This window comes from Sphingomonas sp. NY01 (assembly GCF_038809135.1).
Taxonomy (GTDB): Bacteria; Pseudomonadota; Alphaproteobacteria; order Sphingomonadales; family Sphingomonadaceae; genus Sphingomonas; species Sphingomonas carotinifaciens.
Window position 1 is genome coordinate 2677781 of record NZ_CP101722.1, and the last position, 17689, is coordinate 2695469.

The following is a 17689-nucleotide window of genomic DNA, read 5'->3' on the forward strand; positions in this document are numbered from 1 at the left end:
AAAAGGCCCGCTCCCTGCAAAGGAAGCGGGCCTTTCCTTTAGGCCCTCTCCCCTGCTGTTCGGAGAGAGGGCCCGTCGGGTTATCAGATCCCCACGATCCCGCCATCGGCCTTGGTGATGACGATCGTCGCCGAGCGTGGGCGAACACCGGCCGCGGCGGTGCCCGTCTGGTTTGCCGGCCAGTTGCTGGTGATGTTCTGCGGATCGCCGCCCTCACCGGGATGCTGGATGTTCACGAACAGCGAGGTGCCGTCCGGCGAGGAGGTGATGCCGGTGATCTCGCAGCCCTTCGGCCCCACCAGGAAGCGCTTGAGCGACGCACCCGGCGCCTTGCCGACGCGGGCCTGCACCGTGGCGCTGGCACCCTGTACGGTGCTGGTCACCGACTTGGTCGAACCGTCACCCACCCGGCCCGGGATCGCCGCCAGCATCATGCAGTTGGTGACGTCCGTGTAGGCGCCGTCGTCGGTCTGGATCCACATCACCGGTGTCGCCTGACCGGCGGTGTTGGTCGGTTCGCTGAACCACAGGCCGTCCGGCGACGAGAAGTCGTTCGTCGCATCCAAGCCCGACAGGTTGATGTTCGCCGCATCCGCACCGGCCTCGGCACCGAAGGCATAGACATCCCAGGTGAAGCCGGTCGCCTCGGTCGAGTCGTTCGTCTCGCGCAGGCGGATGACATGGCCGTTGACGTTGCCGGTGCTGCTGCCGCCGGTCACCTTGGTATCGACATAGGCGCGCGGGTTCGCCGCATCGACCGCGTTGGCACCAGTCGGGCGACGCGACGAATTGTTGGTCAGCGTGCAGTACATTTCGCCGGTGGCCGGGTTCACCGCGGTCCATTCCGGACGATCCATCCGCGTCGCGCCCACCGCATCGGCGGCAAGGCGGCAGTGCGTCAGCACATCGGCCTGATCGCCAAAGGCATAGGTGGGATAGCCGGTCGGGGTCAGCACCCCCTGCCCGAACACCAGGGGCAGCCACTGGCCCGAACCATCCGCATTGAAGCGCGCGACATACAGCGTGCCGGCGTCCAGATACTTGTCGCCGACGGCCAGGCGGTTCGCCGCCGTCGCATCCGCCGCGGCCCAGGCGGTGTTCGACACGAACTTGTAGATATATTCGCCCTGTGCGTCGTCGCCCATGTAGAAGGCGGGCTTCACCCCGGCGATCATCCGGCCGGGGCAGACGCCTTCATGGTTCATCCGGCCCAGCGCCGTGCGCTTGCGGGGTGTGGAGTTCGGATCGAACGGATCGATCTCGACGATCCAGCCATATTGATTGGGCTCGTTGCGATAATCGCCGGTGCCGTTCGCGGCCTTGCTGGCGTCGACCGTGGCGTTGAACTTGGCGATCCGCGTATCGCCCGCCGCCGGCGCCGCGGCGCTGGTCCAGTTGTAGTTGCCGATGCGAGCACCGTCAGTGACGTCGCGGTTGTTCACCGTGTCGAGGCCATAGCGTTTGAATGCCGTAATCGACTTGGCGTCAACCGCAGCAGTGCGCCGCGCATTATCGCCTGCATCGCGGCGGAAATAGCCCGCCCAATTCTCCTCGGCGGTGCAATAGGTCATCCACGGCATCATGCCGTTGGCGCAGTTGTTGATCGTGCCGCGACCGGCCGTGCCGTTCGGCGAGAAGGCGGTGAACAGCAGCGCGTTGCCCGCCACCGGGCCGGAGAAGCTGGTCGGCGTGAACGGGGTGATGCGGCGATTGAGGCTGCTCCCCTGCACATAGGACCAGCCCGCGCTGCCACGCGTGACCTCGACCACGCTGACGCCGTGGCATTCCATCTCCTTCAGCACCTCGGCGGTCGGACGCACGCTGCCCGCGCTCAGGCCGGTGGGGCCGTTGGGGTGGAGATAGCTTTCGGTGATGTTCTCGTGGTTCATCACCAGCAGGCCGCGCGTGCTGTTGCTGGCGCTCGGCGCGGTGCCGGTGGCGGCCAGGCCGAAATAGCTCATGCCGTCATGATGGTCGCCCGCGCGCTGCGCGAAATTGGAGTCGGTACCGTTGTTGGCATAGGCCGACACGCCGGCGGCCAGCGGATCGCCCAGCCGGTACAGCACGGTGACGTTATAGCCCGCCGGCACCGCCACGACGTCCGCCAGGCTCTTGGGCACCGCGGTGAAGTCGAGCGCGATCGGGTTGACCGTCACCGTGACGGCCGTGTTGGTGGTGACCCCGTCGCCACTGGTCGTCTCAAGGCGGAAGCCGAGCTGCGTCGCGGCCGCGACCGCGGGTGCGCGGAAGCTGGCGTTGAGCGAGTTGGCGTTGGTCAGCGCGACCGCCGGACCACTGGTCTGGATCCATGCGGCGTTGGACAGCGTCCCGCTGGTCACCGCACCGGTCAACATCACCATCCGGCCGCCGGTCACGGCGTTCGGGCCCGACGCGGTCGCGGTGACGGCCTCGTTGTCTTCCTCGTCGCAACCCGCGAGCAGCGCGCCCCCGAAGAACGCCGCCGTCATCGCGGACACGCCGTGACGCAGCGTCGCGCGACGCGACAGGCGCGTGGCGATGATGTCGTTCAGATGCGGATTGGCCGTCGGATTGGTATCGATATCCCCGTCGTCATAGGCGACGGGCTGCATCGGATCGGTCATTGAAAATCCCCCGGAAATCGCCGCGCTCATGCCCGCGACGTGCCGCGCCCCTTTGGCCTGCCAAAAAGGCAGCACGGCTGCACTTCGGCGTCGCCGCGATGACATCGCTGTGACGGCATGATGACAGCCGCGGTCTTGGCGATGAGAGCGCTCTCTTTACGCATCAGCCGGTTGCCCTTAGCGAAGGCGCGACGCCAGGATTGAGCGAACAAGGGGATTGAGGATGCAGAGGCAGATGATCAGCCGGCGTGCGCTGGTGGCCGGCGGCGCCGTGTTGGTCGCGGGGTGCGCGGGCGGTGTCGGGCCGGGCCGCAGCGGCGCCGACGACCGCTTCGTCACGGTCGAGGGGCTGCATTTCATGCGCGATGGCCGACCCTATCACTATGCCGGCGCCAATCTCTGGTATGCCCCATGGCTGGGCGCGGCGACATCCTATGGCGATCGTGCACGGCTGACCCGCGAACTGGATCGGCTGCAGGCGCTCGGCATCCGCAACCTGCGCATCGCCGGCTCGGGTGAACTGTCCCCGTTGAAGAACTCGGTAACGCCCGGATTTCGCGATCGCAGCGCCAATTACAACGAGGATCTGCTCAAAGGCCTGGATTGGACGCTGGCCGAAATGGCCAAGCGCGACATGACCGCGGTCGTCTATCTGACGAACTTCTGGGAATGGTCGGGCGGCATGATGACCTATCTCTACTGGGTCAATGGCGGCAACTATATCGACATGAACGATCCGGCCCATCCGTGGCCGGAATTCCCGAACCGCAACGCCGCCTTCTACGCCAACGAACAGGCGCAAAGCCTGTACCGCGACTATATCCGCGCGGTCGTCGGCCGGACGAACAGCGTGACGGGCACCGCCTATGCGGCCGACCCGACGATCATGGCATGGCAACTCGCCAACGAGCCGCGACCCGGCGGGTCGGACGCCGTGGCGATCCCCAACCTGCCCAATTTCTATCGCTGGATCGACGGCACCGCGCGCTACATCAAGGGACTGGCGCCGCGACAACTGGTGTGCACCGGCTCCGAAGGGCTGAAGGGCTCGATGGAGCGCGAGAACATCGTGCTGGAGGCGCATCGCTCGCCCGCGATCGACTATCTCACCACGCATATCTGGCCCAACAACTGGAGCTGGATGGACGCAGGCAATCTGGCCGGCACCTATGACGCCGGTGCGGCCAAGGTGGCGGACTATATCGCGGCGCACATCCGCATCGCGCGTGCCCTTGGCAAGCCGCTGGTGATCGAGGAGTTCGGCTACCCCCGCGACGGCGCCGACGCCTATGATCCCCGCGTGCCGACCAGCTACAAGGATCGCTTCTACCGCCAGATCTTCGCTGCGGTCGAGGCGGATGCGAAGGCCAGCGGCCCGCTGGCCGGCTCCAACTTCTGGGCCTGGAACGGCGAGGCGCGCGCGGCCCATCCCGACTACCGGTTCCAGCGCGGCGACCTCGCCTATATGGGCGACCCCCCGCACGAGCCGCAGGGCTGGTACGGCGTGTTCGACACCGATGCCTCCACGCTCGCAATCATCCGCGCGCACGCGGCGGCGATGGCGAAGATCTGAGTTCACGCGAAGGCGCGAAGACGCGAAGAGTTAAGAAGAAGGTGAGTTAAGAAGAAGGTTTGTTCGCGCGGAGACGCGGAGGCGCGGAGAGGTTCGCCTGCCGCGCCCCGAGCGTGACCGATCGATCGGGAGACAAGCCGTAGCCCGATGATTGTGAATGAGCCTTCGGCTCGCACGCCCTCTTCGCGTCTTCGCGTCTTCGCGTCTTCGCGTGAACCACTCCCAGGTCAATGGGACGCAGGCGAGCTCCCCGAAGCGCGACTCCTCCGCGCCTCCGCGCCTCCGCGCGAACAAACGTTCTTCCAACTCCCTCAACCCGCCCCCCGGCGATTGACTTATCCACCGATTCGTATAAGCGCCCCCACGCACCCGGCGTTCGCGTCGGGTTCCGTCCAAGACAGCAGGTGTCGGGAATATGCCCGGCTTAATCTCCTGCCGAGACGGGGACTAGGATTTCACCGGCTCGGCCACTTGTGCCCGCCGGTCTGCCGCGGTTTCGTCCGCGTCGGTTCCCATGCCCCCATCGCTGGACACCCCGGAGGGTGTTTCACCGTCCGGTTTGTAACCGGAAGGGCCGCTTGCGGCGCTTCCAGAATGTGGAGAATGGCATGGATCGTGATCAAAAGACCCAGGCCGTCGCCGAACTGAACCGTACCTTCAACGAGGTCGGCGTGGTGGTCATCACCCGCAACCTCGGCATGACCGTCGCCCAGTCGACGACCCTGCGTACGAAGATGCGTGAAGCCGGCGCCGTCTACAAGGTCTCGAAGAACCGGCTTGCCAAGATCGCGCTCCAGGACACCGACTATGCCGGTGTCTCGGACATGCTGACGGGCCCCGTCGGCATTGCCTCCTCGATCGACCCCGTGGCTGCCGCAAAGGTGGCCGTGGAGTTCGCCAAGACGACCGACAAGTTCGAGATCGTCGGCGGATCGATGGGCGCGAACGTCCTCGACGTTGCAGGCGTGCAGGCGCTGGCGACGCTGCCCTCGCTGGACGAGCTTCGGGCGAAGATTGTCGGCCTCATCGTGGCACCCGCCACGAAGCTGGCGACGATCACCCAGGCTCCCGCGGCGCAGATCGCCCGCGTCCTCGCGGCCTATGCCGACAAGGACAAGGAAGCCGCCTGATCTTCGGGCGAAACCGACTGAACTGACACTATCGGGCCGAACCTTCATGTCGGCCCATATCGGAGAATACACATGGCAGACCTGAACGCGCTGGTTGACCAGCTGAGCGAGCTGACCGTTCTCGAGGCCGCCGAGCTCTCGAAGCTGCTCGAAGAGAAGTGGGGCGTCTCGGCCGCAGCAGCGGTTGCAGCGCCGGCCGCCGGTGGCGGCGCAGCGGCTCCGGCCGCTGAAGAGAAGACCGAGTTCGACGTGATCCTCACCGGCGACGGTGGCAAGAAGATCAACGTCATCAAGGAGGTCCGCGCGATCACCGGTCTCGGCCTGACCGAAGCCAAGGCGCTCGTCGAGGGTGCTCCGAAGCCGGTCAAGGAAGGCATCGCCAAGGACGAAGCCGAGAAGATCAAGAAGCAGCTCGAGGAAGCCGGCGCGACCGTCGAGCTCAAGTAAGCCGCAGGGATCGAGGCAGCACGCTGCCCCGATCCCGAGGCCGGCCGGCGGGCAAAGGCCCGTCGGGCGTCATGGACATGTCCATGACGGCTTGATCCAGGAAAAAGGGCGGCTCCCCACGGGGATGCCGCCCTTTTTCTTGTCCGAAAGCCGCGATCAATCCCACCAGAAGAACCACCATTTTTCGTGCATCAACCCGGCGGCGAGCGCGGCAACACTCTCCACGCCCTGTTCGATCACGTCCGGGCAGTATCGATACTGCTCGCGCGCCAACGCCAGGGCTGCGGCGCGATCACGCGGCTGGCGCGCGACCCGCACATTCATCGTATCGCCGTTCAGCCCGACAAGCTCCGCGCCATATCGCGCGTGCCAGTCACGCAGCATCGCGACGTGATATTCCGCGGGCGGACAGGCATTCCAGTTGCCGTACCGTAGATAGGCCGGCACCTCCCAGCCATGGCGCGCCGGGATCAGCAGGATATGCACGCGTTCATAAGGCTTATTGGTCAGCACGTCCGTCGCGACCGTCAGCCCGGTGCCTTCATCGCCGCCTGAAACGGTCGCGGGCCACACGCCCTCGGGTGCGCGCAAATCCTCTTCCGCCACCGCACCGGACCCTTTGGACAGGTCCTGCGGCATATGCAGTCCCTCCGCCGTCTTCAGGATCTCGGCTGGCGACGGCGGCGGCCGCGTGCCAGGGGGCGGCCCGCCCGGGAGGGTCGGATCGTCGATGCTGAACTGGTCGGCGATGGCGCGAAGGTCCTCATCGCTTCCCACGATCACGGGCCAGCCCCGCCCCTCGCCCTTCAACTGCGCCCATCTGGCGAACGCCTCCCCGCCCGGCACCTCCACCCGCTCATAAGGCAACGCCCCCAACAAACGAGCACGGATCGCCCGGCTGTCAGGCGAAGCACCGTCCTGCCGCGGAGGTGCTTGCGGCGGCGCCGAAGCTCCGAGCCGGCGGATAGCGAAAATTGCCACGCTGCCGGCCATGCCGAACAGCACCATGCGGCGAAGGATCGGTCCGTTCATGGCGCCAGTCTGGGCAGTGCAGCAGGCTGTTTGCAAGCGCGGTCGCCAAGCCATTGCCTGCGCGGAACTTCCCCCGCGCTGGAGGCCGGGGGGCTGACCGAATCACCCCATCGCCCCGCGATGCGGCCGTACGCCGACCTGATCGTACATCCGGTTCTGCCCATCCAGCCAGATCGGCGACAGCTTGGCCGAGTCCGCGCGTTCGATACCCAGTGCGAAGCTTTGCCGGGCGACGCCGCCCCCTGCCCGCGCCACGATCGCCAGCACGGGAACGAACATCGGCCGGTCGGCGGCGGTGATGACGTGGATCGCATCACGGGCGAGCGCGGTCACCGTACGGACGGTGCGGCTCTCGCCCGGTGCCAGCGCGAAGGGCGGCACGCTGGGACGCGGCAGCGGCGACAGTGCCGCAAGCTCGGCATCCAGACCCTGATGCGCGCTCATCAACCGCGCATCGAGTATCACGCGCTCGATCGTCACCGCGCCGTTATTGGTCAACGTCACCTCCGCCTCCGCGGTCGCGCTGAGCATGTTGAGCCCGACGCGCTGCGGTCGAACGGCGATCGCGATCGGCGCCGGCGGGATCGGCGGCGGCACGGGCGCGACCGGCAGAACCGGCGCAGGGGGAGCCGAGGGAGGCGACGCCGGCTTTGGCGGTACCGGCGCAGGCCGCACCGGTTCGGCGACGGGCGCCGGCAGCGCACGGGGCCGCGCACCGCGACGACCCAGCCATATCCCGGTACCCAGCGCGATCACCGCCGTGCCGAGCAACCACGGCCACATCGGCGCCCGCTCCTCGCGCATCGCATTCGCCTCGGGTGCCACCGTGCCGGGCGCGGCGGCAGCCGGCGTCGGGGCGGCGACCGGGCCGAAGGGCGGCGCGCTGGGCACCGGCGTGGCGATGGGCGCGGGCGTGGCGGACGGCAACGGCGCGGGTGTCGCACGCGGGGTCGGCGTCGGTCGCGGCGTGGGCGACGCAGCCGGGGTCGGGGTGGGCGCGGCGCGGGGCGTGGGTGCGGCGCGCGGGGTCGGTTGCGCGACGGGCAGGTTCAGCCGCGGCGTATCGGGCACGGGCACCGGCGCAGGGGTCGGCGCGGCTTGCGGCGGCAGGCTGAAGCTTTCCAGTCCGGCCGGCGGGCCGGCGGGCGTGGTAGTGGTCTGGGCAGCCGCAGTGCCGGCCATCAACAGGGCAAAGAAGCCGGCGGCGGCGCGCGGGCCGGGCGAGGTCATGGAAACGCTATCCTCGTGACTGAACGGGTCGATCGGCGAGCGAGCCCCATGCCATTCCCTTTGACAGTTTCCAACACGGAACCTATATGGCATCTCATCCACCACAGCTTTCGGGAAATGGCACGGCGTCGCGCACCGGGTCGGTCGAATGGGAAGCTGATGGTTCATCGGACGCCGGATGCCGCCGCACAAGTGTTGCGCGCGGCCTTTCGGCGTCCCGTCGTGCGTCCCGCCCGGAGGTATCCGGGCAGCGAAAATACGGCTGACGAGGCAAAACCAGACCATGGCAACCAAGGCGATCGAGAGCGGCACCGCCAAGCGGCGCATCCGCAAGGTGTTCGGCGACATCCACGAAGTCGTGCAGATGCCCAACCTCATCGAGGTGCAGCGCGAAAGCTACGAGCAGTTCCTGCGCTCCGATCCCGCGACCGGCTATGTGTCCGGCCTCGAAAAGACGCTGCGCTCGGTCTTCCCGATCACCGATTTCGCGGGCACCGCCCAGCTTGATATCAAGAAGGAGGGCGGCTACGTCCTCGAGGACCCGAAATTCGACGTCGAGGAATGCCGCCAGCGTGGCATCACCTATGCCGCGCCGATGCGCGTCACGCTGACGCTCGCGACGTTCGAGGTCGATCCGGAGACCGAAGCCAAGTCGCTGATCGATATCAAGGAGCAGGACGTCTACATGGGCGACATGCCGCTCATGACGGAGAACGGCACCTTCTTCATCAACGGCACCGAGCGCGTTATCGTCAGCCAGATGCACCGTTCGCCGGGCGTGCTGTTCGACCATGACCGTGGCAAGACGCACGCGTCCGGCAAGTATCTCTTCGCCGCGCGCGTCATTCCCTATCGCGGCTCGTGGCTCGATTTCGAGTTCGATGCCAAGGACATCGTCAACGTCCGTATCGACCGCAAGCGCAAGCTGCCGGTTACCGCGCTGCTCTATGCGCTGGGGATGAACTCGGAAGAGATCCTCAACCACTTCTACAACCGCCTCACCTTTGTGCGCGGCGACGGCGGCTGGCGCATCCCGTTCCAGGCGGAGAACTGGCGCGGCGTGAAGCCGCTGTTCGACATCGTCGACGCGAATTCGGGCGAGGTGGTATTCGCCGCCGGCCAGAAGATCAGCCCCCGCGCCGCCAACAAGGCCGGCAAGGACGGCCTGACCGAGCTGCTGATCCCGACCGAGGAAATCTTCGGCCGCTACTCGGCCTATGACCTCATCAACGAGGCGACGGGCGAGATCTATGTCGAGGCGGGTGACGAGATCACCGCCGAGAATCTGGAAAGCCTGGACAAGGCGGGCGTCGACACGATCGAACTGCTCGACATCGACCATGTCGCCACCGGCCCGTGGATCCGCAACACGCTGAAGGCCGACAAGGCCGAGGAGCGCGAGCAGGCGCTGTCCGACATCTACCGCGTGATGCGCCCCGGCGAGCCGCCGACGCTGGAAACCGCGGAGTCGCTGTTCGCCGGCCTGTTCTTCGATCCGGACCGCTACGACCTGTCGGCGGTGGGCCGCGTCAAGCTGAACATGCGCCTCGACCTCGACGCGCCGGACACGGTGACGACGCTGCGTACCGAGGACATCCTGGCGGTGGTCAAGACGCTGGTCGACCTGAAGGACGGCAAGGGCGAGATCGACGACATCGACAATCTCGGCAACCGCCGCGTGCGCTCGGTCGGCGAGCTGCTGGAGAACCAGTACCGCGTCGGCCTGTTGCGCATGGAGCGTGCGGTCAAGGAGCGCATGTCGTCGGTCGACGTGTCCACCGTGATGCCGAACGACCTGATCAACGCCAAGCCCGCGGTCGCCGCGGTGCGCGAGTTCTTTGGTTCGTCGCAGCTGTCGCAGTTCATGGACCAGACCAACCCGCTGTCCGAAGTGACGCACAAGCGCCGCGTCTCGGCCCTCGGGCCGGGCGGTCTGACGCGTGAGCGCGCCGGCTTCGAAGTTCGCGACGTTCACCCGACGCACTATGGCCGTATCTGCCCGATCGAAACGCCGGAAGGCCCGAACATCGGTCTGATCAACTCGCTGTCGACCTTTGCGCGCGTCAACAAGTACGGCTTCATCGAAACGCCGTACCGCAAGATCGTCGATGGCAAGGTGACCAACGAGGTCGTCTATCTGTCGGCGATGGAGGAGCAGAAGCACACCGTCGCCCAGGCGTCGGCCGAGCTGAACGAGGATGGCTCCTTCGCCGAGGAACTGGTGTCCGCGCGTCAGGCCGGCGAATTCCTGATGGCGCTGCCGGACACGGTGACGCTGATGGACGTCAGCCCCAAGCAGCTCGTCTCGGTCGCCGCGTCGCTCATTCCCTTCCTGGAAAACGACGACGCCAACCGCGCGCTGATGGGCTCGAACATGCAGCGCCAGGCGGTGCCGCTGGTCAAGGCCGAGGCGCCGTTCGTCGGCACCGGCATGGAAGAGACGGTGGCGCGCGATTCCGGCGCCGCGATCTCGGCCAAGCGCGCCGGCATCGTCGATCAGGTCGATGCCGCACGCATCGTGATCCGCGCGACCGGTGAGGTCGATGCGGGCAAGTCGGGCGTCGACATCTACACGCTGATGAAGTTCCAGCGTTCGAACCAGTCGACCTGCATCAACCAGCGTCCGCTGGTGAAGGTGGGCGACGTGGTGAACGTCGGCGACGTGCTGGCCGACGGTCCGTCGACCGAGTTCGGCGAGCTGGCGCTGGGCCGCAACGCGCTGGTCGCGTTCATGCCCTGGAACGGCTACAACTACGAGGACTCGATCCTCATCTCCGAGCGGATCGTAAAGGACGACGTGTTCACGTCGATCCACATCGATGAGTTCGAGGTGATGGCCCGCGACACGAAGCTGGGGCCGGAGGACATCACCCGCGACATCCCGAACGTCGGCGAGGAGGCGCTGCGCAACCTCGACGAGGCGGGCATCGTCTATGTCGGTGCCGAGGTGGAGCCGGGCGACATCCTGGTCGGCAAGATCACGCCGAAGGGCGAAAGCCCGATGACGCCGGAAGAGAAGCTGCTCCGCGCCATCTTCGGTGAAAAGGCATCGGACGTGCGCGACACCTCGCTGCGCCTGCCGCCGGGTGTTGCCGGCACGATCGTCGACGTGCGCGTCTTCAATCGTCACGGCATCGACAAGGACGAGCGTGCGATGGCGATCGAGCGCGAGGAGATCGAGCGCCTGAAGAAGGACGCCGATGACGAGCGCACCATCCTCAACCGGGCGACCTGGAGCCGCCTGCGCGAGATGCTGCTCGACCAGACCGCGACGGCCGCCCCCAAGGGCGTCAAGAAGGGTTCGGTGATCGACGCCGAGGTGCTGGAAAGCGTCGACCGCCACGAATGGTGGAAGTTCGCGGTCGCCGACGATGCGCGCCAGAGCGATCTGGAAGCGGTCAAGGCCCAGTATGACGAGGCCGCCAAGCGGATCACGGACAAGTTCCACGACCGCCGCGACAAGCTGGAGCGTGGCGACGAGCTGCCGCCGGGCGTGCTGAAGATGGTCAAGGTGTTCGTCGCGGTGAAGCGCAAGCTGCAGCCAGGCGACAAGATGGCCGGCCGTCACGGCAACAAGGGCGTGATCAGCCGCATCCTGCCGCAGGAGGATATGCCCTTCCTCGCGGACGGTACGCCGGTCGATCTCGTGCTGAACCCGCTGGGCGTGCCGAGCCGCATGAACGTCGGACAGATCTTCGAGACGCATCTCGGCTGGGCGGCGCGCAACCTGGGCATGCAGGTGGCGACCGCGCTGGAGGAGTGGCGCGAGGCCAATCCGGACGCCAAGGCGGGGGCGATGCCCGAGCCGGTCAAGGAGCGCCTGGTCGAGATCTATGGCGACCATTATGCCGATGACATCAACGCCCGCACGGGTGAGGAAGTCATGGAGCTGGTCGGCAACCTCAAGACCGGCATTCCGATGGGCACCCCGGTGTTCGACGGCGCCCGCGAAGGTGACGTGTCGGCGATGCTGGAGCTGGCGGGTCTCGACACGTCGGGCCAGTCGGACCTGTTCGACGGACGTACCGGCGACAAGTTCGACCGCAAGGTCACGGTGGGCATCATCTACATGCTGAAGCTGCACCACCTGGTCGACGACAAGATCCACGCGCGTTCGATCGGGCCGTACAGCCTCGTTACCCAGCAGCCGCTGGGCGGCAAGGCGCAGTTCGGTGGCCAGCGCTTCGGCGAGATGGAGGTCTGGGCGCTCCAGGCTTACGGCGCGGCGTATACCTTGCAGGAAATGCTGACGGTGAAGTCCGACGACGTGGTCGGCCGCACCAAGGTCTACGAGGCGATCGTCAAGGGCGACGACACCTTCGAGGCCGGCATTCCCGAGAGCTTCAACGTGCTCGTCAAGGAAATGCGCTCGCTGGGCCTGAACGTCGATCTGCGGACCGCCGAGGTCGACGAGGACGATGTTGCCATCGCGGCGGAGTGACCTTCGTCTCCCTCTCCCGGCGGGAGAGGGAGGGAGGCGCGAAGCGCCGGAAGGGTGAGGACAGGTAACTGCCCTGCCCTCACCTTCCCACCAGCGGTGCTGGCGGGCCCCTTCCTCTCCCGGCGGGAGAGGAGTTGAGTTTCAAAAGAGGTTCATCAAGATGAACGAACTGACCAATTTCGCCAATCCGGTCGCGAAGCCCGAGACCTTCGACCAGATCCAGATCGGCATCGCCTCGCCCGACAAGATCCGTTCGTGGTCGTTCGGCGAGATCAAGAAGCCCGAGACGATCAACTATCGCACGTTCAAGCCCGAGCGTGACGGCCTGTTCTGCGCGCGCATCTTCGGTCCGATCAAGGATTACGAGTGCCTGTGCGGCAAGTACAAGCGCATGAAGTACAAGGGCATCGTCTGCGAAAAGTGCGGTGTCGAGGTTACCGTGTCGAAGGTCCGCCGCGAGCGGATGGGCCATATCGAACTGGCCGCGCCCGTCGCGCACATCTGGTTCCTGAAGTCGCTGCCGAGCCGCATCGGCCTGTTGCTCGACATGCAGTTGAAGCAGCTGGAGCGCGTGCTCTACTTCGAAGCCTATATCGTCATCGAGCCGGGCCTGACGCCCTTGGAGAAGTATCAGCTTCTCACCGAGGACGAGCTGCTCGACGCGCAGGATGAATATGGCGAGGACGCCTTCTCCGCCGGCATCGGCGCCGAAGCCGTGCGCATCATGCTCGAAAGCCTCGATCTCGAGGGCGAGAAGGTCGCGCTGCTCGAAGAGCTGGCGACCACCAAGTCCGAGCTGAAGCCCAAGAAGATCATCAAGCGCCTGAAGGTCGTCGAGTCCTTCCTGGAGTCGGGCAACCGTCCGGAATGGATGATCCTCGAAGTCGTGCCGGTCATCCCGCCCGAGCTGCGTCCGCTGGTGCCGCTGGACGGCGGTCGTTTCGCGACGTCGGATCTGAACGACCTGTACCGCCGCGTCATCAACCGCAACAACCGCCTGAAGCGCCTCATGGAGCTGCGCGCGCCGGACATCATCGTCCGCAACGAGAAGCGCATGTTGCAGGAAGCGGTCGACGCCCTGTTCGACAACGGCCGTCGCGGCCGCACGATCACCGGTGCCAACAAGCGTCCGCTGAAGTCGCTCAGCGACATGCTGAAGGGCAAGCAGGGCCGCTTCCGCCAGAACCTGCTCGGCAAGCGCGTCGACTATTCGGGCCGTTCGGTCATCGTGACCGGTCCGGAGCTGAAGCTGCACCAGTGCGGCCTGCCCAAGAAGATGGCGCTCGAGCTGTTCAAGCCGTTCATCTACGCCCGCCTCGACGCCAAGGGCCTCAGCATGACGCTGAAGCAGGCCAAGAAGTGGGTCGAGAAGGAGCGCAAGGAAGTCTGGGATATCCTGGACGAGGTGATCCGCGAGCATCCCGTGATGCTCAACCGCGCACCGACGCTCCACCGTCTCGGCATCCAGGCGTTCGAGCCGGTGCTGATCGAGGGCAAGGCGATCCAGCTTCACCCGCTGGTCTGCTCGGCGTTCAACGCCGACTTCGACGGCGACCAGATGGCCGTGCACGTTCCCCTGAGCCTTGAGGCTCAGTTGGAAGCGCGCGTCTTGATGATGTCGACCAACAACATCCTGTCGCCCGCCAACGGCAAGCCGATCATCGTGCCGTCGCAGGACATGGTGCTGGGTCTCTATTATCTGTCGATGGAGAAGACCGGCGAGCCGGGCGAAGGCATGCTGCTCGCCGACATGGCCGAGGTGCATCAGGCACTCGACGCCGGCGCGGTGACGCTGCACACCAAGGTCATCAGCCGCGTGCCGCAGACCGACGAGAGCGGTCAGCAGTATCTCAAGCGCTTCGAGACGACGCCGGGCCGCATGCTGCTCGGCGAGACGCTGCCCAAGAGCCACAAGGTCCCGTTCGAGATCGTCAACCGCCTCCTCACCAAGAAGGACGTGGGCGACGTGATCGATGAGGTGTATCGTCACACCGGCCAGAAGGAGACCGTGCTGTTCGCCGACGCGATCATGGCGCTCGGCTTCCGGCACGCGTTCAAGGCGGGCATCTCGTTCGGCAAGGACGACATGATCATCCCGAACGAGAAGGACGCCCTCGTCGAGGAGACGCGTGCGCTCGTGAAGGATTACGAGCAGCAGTATCAGGACGGCCTGATCACGCAGCAGGAGAAGTACAACAAGGTGATCGACGCCTGGAGCCGTTGCGGCGACCAGGTGGCGGGCGCCATGATGGACGAGATCAAGGCGGTGAAGCGCGACGAGGAAACGGGTCGCGAAAAGCCGATCAACGCGATCTACATGATGGCCCACTCCGGTGCCCGCGGTTCGCAGGCCCAGATCAAGCAGCTCGCCGGAATGCGCGGCCTGATGGCCAAGCCGTCGGGCGAGATCATCGAGACGCCGATCATCTCGAACTTCAAGGAAGGCCTGACCGTCCTTGAATACTTCAACTCGACCCACGGCGCCCGCAAGGGCCTGGCCGATACCGCGCTCAAGACGGCGAACTCGGGCTACCTGACCCGCCGTCTGGTCGACGTCAGCCAGGACTGCGTCGTCATCGAAGAGGATTGCGGCACGTCCCGCGCCCTCGAGATGAAGGCGATCGTCCAGGGCGGCAGCACGATCGCGTCGCTTGCCGAGCGTATCCTGGGCCGCACCACGGCCGAGGATATCGTCGACCCCAAGACGAACGAGATCAGCATCCCGACGGGCACGCTGCTCGACGAGCCGATGGTCGCCGGCATCGAGAAGATCGGCATCCAGTCGGTCAAGATCCGCAGCCCACTGGTCTGCGAGTCGAAGATCGGCGTGTGCGGCAAGTGCTACGGCCGTGACCTCGCCCGCGGTACGCCGGTCAACATCGGCGAAGCGGTCGGCGTCATCGCGGCGCAGTCGATCGGCGAGCCGGGTACGCAGCTTACCATGCGTACCTTCCACATCGGCGGCGCGGCACAGCTCAACGAGCAGTCGAACCTCGAAGCGGCGGTCGACGGCACGGTCGAGTTCCGCGACCTGCGCATCATCGAGGACCAGCGCGGTCGTCGCGTGGTGCTCAGCCGCTCGGGCGAGATCGCGATCGTCGACATGGACGGCCGCGAGCTGTCGGTCGATCGCATCCCCTACGGCGCCTATGTCCTGTTCGACGACGGACATATCGTGTCGAAGGGCGACCGCATGGCCGAGTGGGATCCGTTCACCATGCCGGTAATCACGGAAAACCCGGGCACGATCCGCTTCCAGGACCTGATCGAGGGCAAGACGCTGACCGAGCAGGTCGACGAGGCGACGGGCATCGCCCAGCGCGTCGTGATCGAGTATCGCGCCGCGTCCAAGTCGAAGGAGGACCTGCGTCCCCGCCTGACACTGCACGACGATGCCAGCGGCGAGGCAGGCCGGTACATGCTGGCGCCAGGCGCCACGCTGTCGGTCGAGGACGGGCAGCAGGTGCAGGGCGGCGACGTGATCGCGCGTGTTGCGCGTGAAAGCGCCAAGACCCGCGACATCACCGGCGGTCTGCCGCGCGTCGCCGAGCTGTTCGAGGCGCGCATCCCCAAGGAGGCGGCGATCATCGCCAAGGTCTCCGGCCGGGTCGTGTTCGGCAAGGACTACAAGGCCAAGCGCAAGATCGGCATCCAACCCGAGGATGGCGGCGACGTCGTCGAGTATCTGGTGCCGAAGTCCAAGGTGATCGACGTTCAGGAAGGCGACTACGTCAAGCGTGGCGACAACTTGATCGGCGGCTCGCCCAACCCGCACGACATTCTGGAGACGATGGGGATCGAGCCGCTGGCCGAATATCTCGTGTCGGAAATCCAGGAAGTGTACCGACTGCAGGGCGTGAAGATCAACGACAAGCACATCGAGACGATCGTCCGTCAGATGCTGCAAAAGGTCGAGATCACCGAGGGCGGCGACACCACGCTGCTCAAGGGCGAGCAGGTCGATCGCGAGGAAATGGACGCGACCAACGCCAAGCTCGGGCCGAACGAGGCGCGTGCGCAGGGCAAGCCCGTCCTGCTCGGCATCACCAAGGCGTCGCTGCAGACCCGCAGCTTCATCTCGGCGGCGTCGTTCCAGGAGACCACCCGCGTCCTCACCGAGGCGGCGGTCCAGGGCAAGCAGGACACGCTGATGGGCCTGAAGGAGAATGTCATCGTCGGCCGCCTGATCCCGGCGGGTACCGGCGCCGGCATGAACCGCCTGCGCGTGGCGGCCTCCAGCCGCGATGCGGCGCTCCGCGTCCAGCAGCGTCGTCTGGCCGATGCGATCGTCGCACCGATCAACGCCGCCGAGCAGAAGGCGGCCGAGGATGCACGCTCCACGCGTGACGACACTGGCACGGGCAGCGATCCGCTGGCCGAGGTGGTGCCGTCGGGCACCGGCACCGACGCCGATGCGGGCGAGTATCTGAACGACTGACCGGTCGCTTCATGACCTGAAAAGGGGCCGCCGTCCGGGCAACCGGGCGGCGGCCTTTTTGTTGGGATGAACATGCCCGACAGCCACCATTCACCCGCCCCCGCCTAGAGCGGCAGATGGAACAGCCGGCCGTTTTGGCGGGTTGCTCCATCAACGGATCCCTGTTGGGTCCAGGGAGTAACACGATGCACAAGCTGTTGCAGATGGTCGCCGCCTTCGGCCTCGTGGTCAGCGGAACCGCCCTATCCCTCCAGCCGTCCGAGGCGCAGGCGCAGAGCTGGCGCGGTGACCGCAACGAGGGCCGCTGGCAGGGTGATCGCGACCGCCGCGATTACCGGCGTGATGATCGGCGTGCACGGTACGACCGTCGTGACTGGCGCGGCCAGGATGACTGGCGCGGCCGTGACGATCGTTGGGACCGGCGTGGCCGCGACAACCGCTGGGATCGCCGCGACGGCCCGCGCCGCGACACCACCGCCCAGGCGATCCGCCGTGCCGAGCGCCAGCCCGGCTATGTCGATCCCCGTTCGCAGGGCGACAATACGAACTATTATGGTCGCGGCTATCGTCCCTGCACCTACGAGATTCGAAACGGCCGGCGGGTTTGCCGCTGATCCGATCCGATGTCCCCGCCGGCGCCCTTGCGTCGGCGGAGAGTTTCTTTGAAACCTGGTATGTTATCGCCTCGGAATGACACAAAACTGATGCCGTTCGTCGCCAATTCCCGACCGTACCTAATATGCATGATGGCCAAACGCGCGCCCATGCGACACAGCCGGCGCGGGAGTTGAGGCA

The 17689-nt window shown here is 66.1% G+C and carries 9 protein-coding genes; 6 read left to right on the forward strand and 3 right to left on the reverse strand.

Annotated elements, in window-relative coordinates:
• Positions 1-83 precede the first annotated feature (83 nt).
• Complete coding sequence (locus NPJ82_RS13070) at positions 84-2603, reverse strand: alkaline phosphatase PhoX (protein WP_342657619.1); 2520 nt, start codon at positions 2601-2603, stop codon at positions 84-86.
• Positions 2604-2826: 223 nt separating this feature from the next.
• On the opposite strand from NPJ82_RS13070, the gene NPJ82_RS13075 reads away from it, so the two are divergent.
• From NPJ82_RS13075 to rplL, 3 genes are all read left to right on the forward strand, one after another.
• Complete coding sequence (locus tag NPJ82_RS13075; RefSeq protein ID WP_342657620.1) at positions 2827-4176, forward strand: mannanase; 1350 nt, start codon at positions 2827-2829, stop codon at positions 4174-4176.
• Between the two features lie 608 nt (positions 4177-4784).
• On the forward strand, positions 4785-5306 hold the full coding sequence (rplJ, locus tag NPJ82_RS13080) for a 50S ribosomal protein L10 (RefSeq protein WP_112381736.1): 522 nt from the start codon (positions 4785-4787) through the stop codon (positions 5304-5306).
• 72 nt (positions 5307-5378) lie between these two features.
• Complete coding sequence (gene rplL, locus NPJ82_RS13085) at positions 5379-5753, forward strand: 50S ribosomal protein L7/L12 (protein WP_112381169.1); 375 nt, start codon at positions 5379-5381, stop codon at positions 5751-5753.
• Positions 5754-5909: 156 nt separating this feature from the next.
• On the opposite strand, the gene NPJ82_RS13090 is transcribed toward rplL, so the two are convergent.
• Positions 5910-6761, reverse strand: a complete 852-nt coding sequence (locus NPJ82_RS13090; RefSeq protein ID WP_342657621.1) for a DUF4253 domain-containing protein — start codon at positions 6759-6761, stop codon at positions 5910-5912.
• A 126-nt stretch (positions 6762-6887) separates the two neighbouring features.
• A complete protein-coding gene (locus NPJ82_RS13095) occupies positions 6888-8015 on the reverse strand; it encodes a hypothetical protein (protein ID WP_342657622.1) in 1128 nt (375 codons plus the stop codon).
• Between the two features lie 283 nt (positions 8016-8298).
• Between NPJ82_RS13095 and rpoB the strand changes: the two genes are divergently transcribed.
• The 3 genes from rpoB (at position 8299) to NPJ82_RS13110 (ending at position 17508) form a co-directional block, all read left to right on the forward strand.
• A complete protein-coding gene (gene rpoB / locus NPJ82_RS13100; RefSeq protein WP_267351947.1) occupies positions 8299-12456 on the forward strand; it encodes a DNA-directed RNA polymerase subunit beta in 4158 nt (1385 codons plus the stop codon).
• 160 nt (positions 12457-12616) lie between these two features.
• Complete coding sequence (gene rpoC / locus NPJ82_RS13105) at positions 12617-16894, forward strand: DNA-directed RNA polymerase subunit beta' (protein WP_149680934.1); 4278 nt, start codon at positions 12617-12619, stop codon at positions 16892-16894.
• 185 nt (positions 16895-17079) lie between these two features.
• Complete coding sequence (locus NPJ82_RS13110) at positions 17080-17508, forward strand: hypothetical protein (protein WP_342657623.1); 429 nt, start codon at positions 17080-17082, stop codon at positions 17506-17508.
• The last annotated feature ends 181 nt before the right edge of the window (positions 17509-17689 follow it).

Excerpts from the sequence above, each read along its gene's own strand:
- NPJ82_RS13070 (WP_342657619.1), bottom strand. The coding sequence starts at position 2,603 with ATGACCGATCCGATGCAGCCCGTCGCCTATGACGACGGGGATATCGAT.
- NPJ82_RS13075 (WP_342657620.1), top strand. The coding sequence starts at position 2,827 with ATGCAGAGGCAGATGATCAGCCGGCGTGCGCTGGTGGCCGGCGGCGCC.
- rplJ (WP_112381736.1), top strand. The coding sequence starts at position 4,785 with ATGGATCGTGATCAAAAGACCCAGGCCGTCGCCGAACTGAACCGTACC.
- rplL (WP_112381169.1), top strand. The coding sequence starts at position 5,379 with ATGGCAGACCTGAACGCGCTGGTTGACCAGCTGAGCGAGCTGACCGTT.
- NPJ82_RS13090 (WP_342657621.1), bottom strand. The coding sequence starts at position 6,761 with ATGGTGCTGTTCGGCATGGCCGGCAGCGTGGCAATTTTCGCTATCCGC.
- NPJ82_RS13095 (WP_342657622.1), bottom strand. The coding sequence starts at position 8,015 with ATGACCTCGCCCGGCCCGCGCGCCGCCGCCGGCTTCTTTGCCCTGTTG.
- rpoB (WP_267351947.1), top strand. The coding sequence starts at position 8,299 with ATGGCAACCAAGGCGATCGAGAGCGGCACCGCCAAGCGGCGCATCCGC.
- rpoC (WP_149680934.1), top strand. The coding sequence starts at position 12,617 with ATGAACGAACTGACCAATTTCGCCAATCCGGTCGCGAAGCCCGAGACC.
- NPJ82_RS13110 (WP_342657623.1), top strand. The coding sequence starts at position 17,080 with ATGCACAAGCTGTTGCAGATGGTCGCCGCCTTCGGCCTCGTGGTCAGC.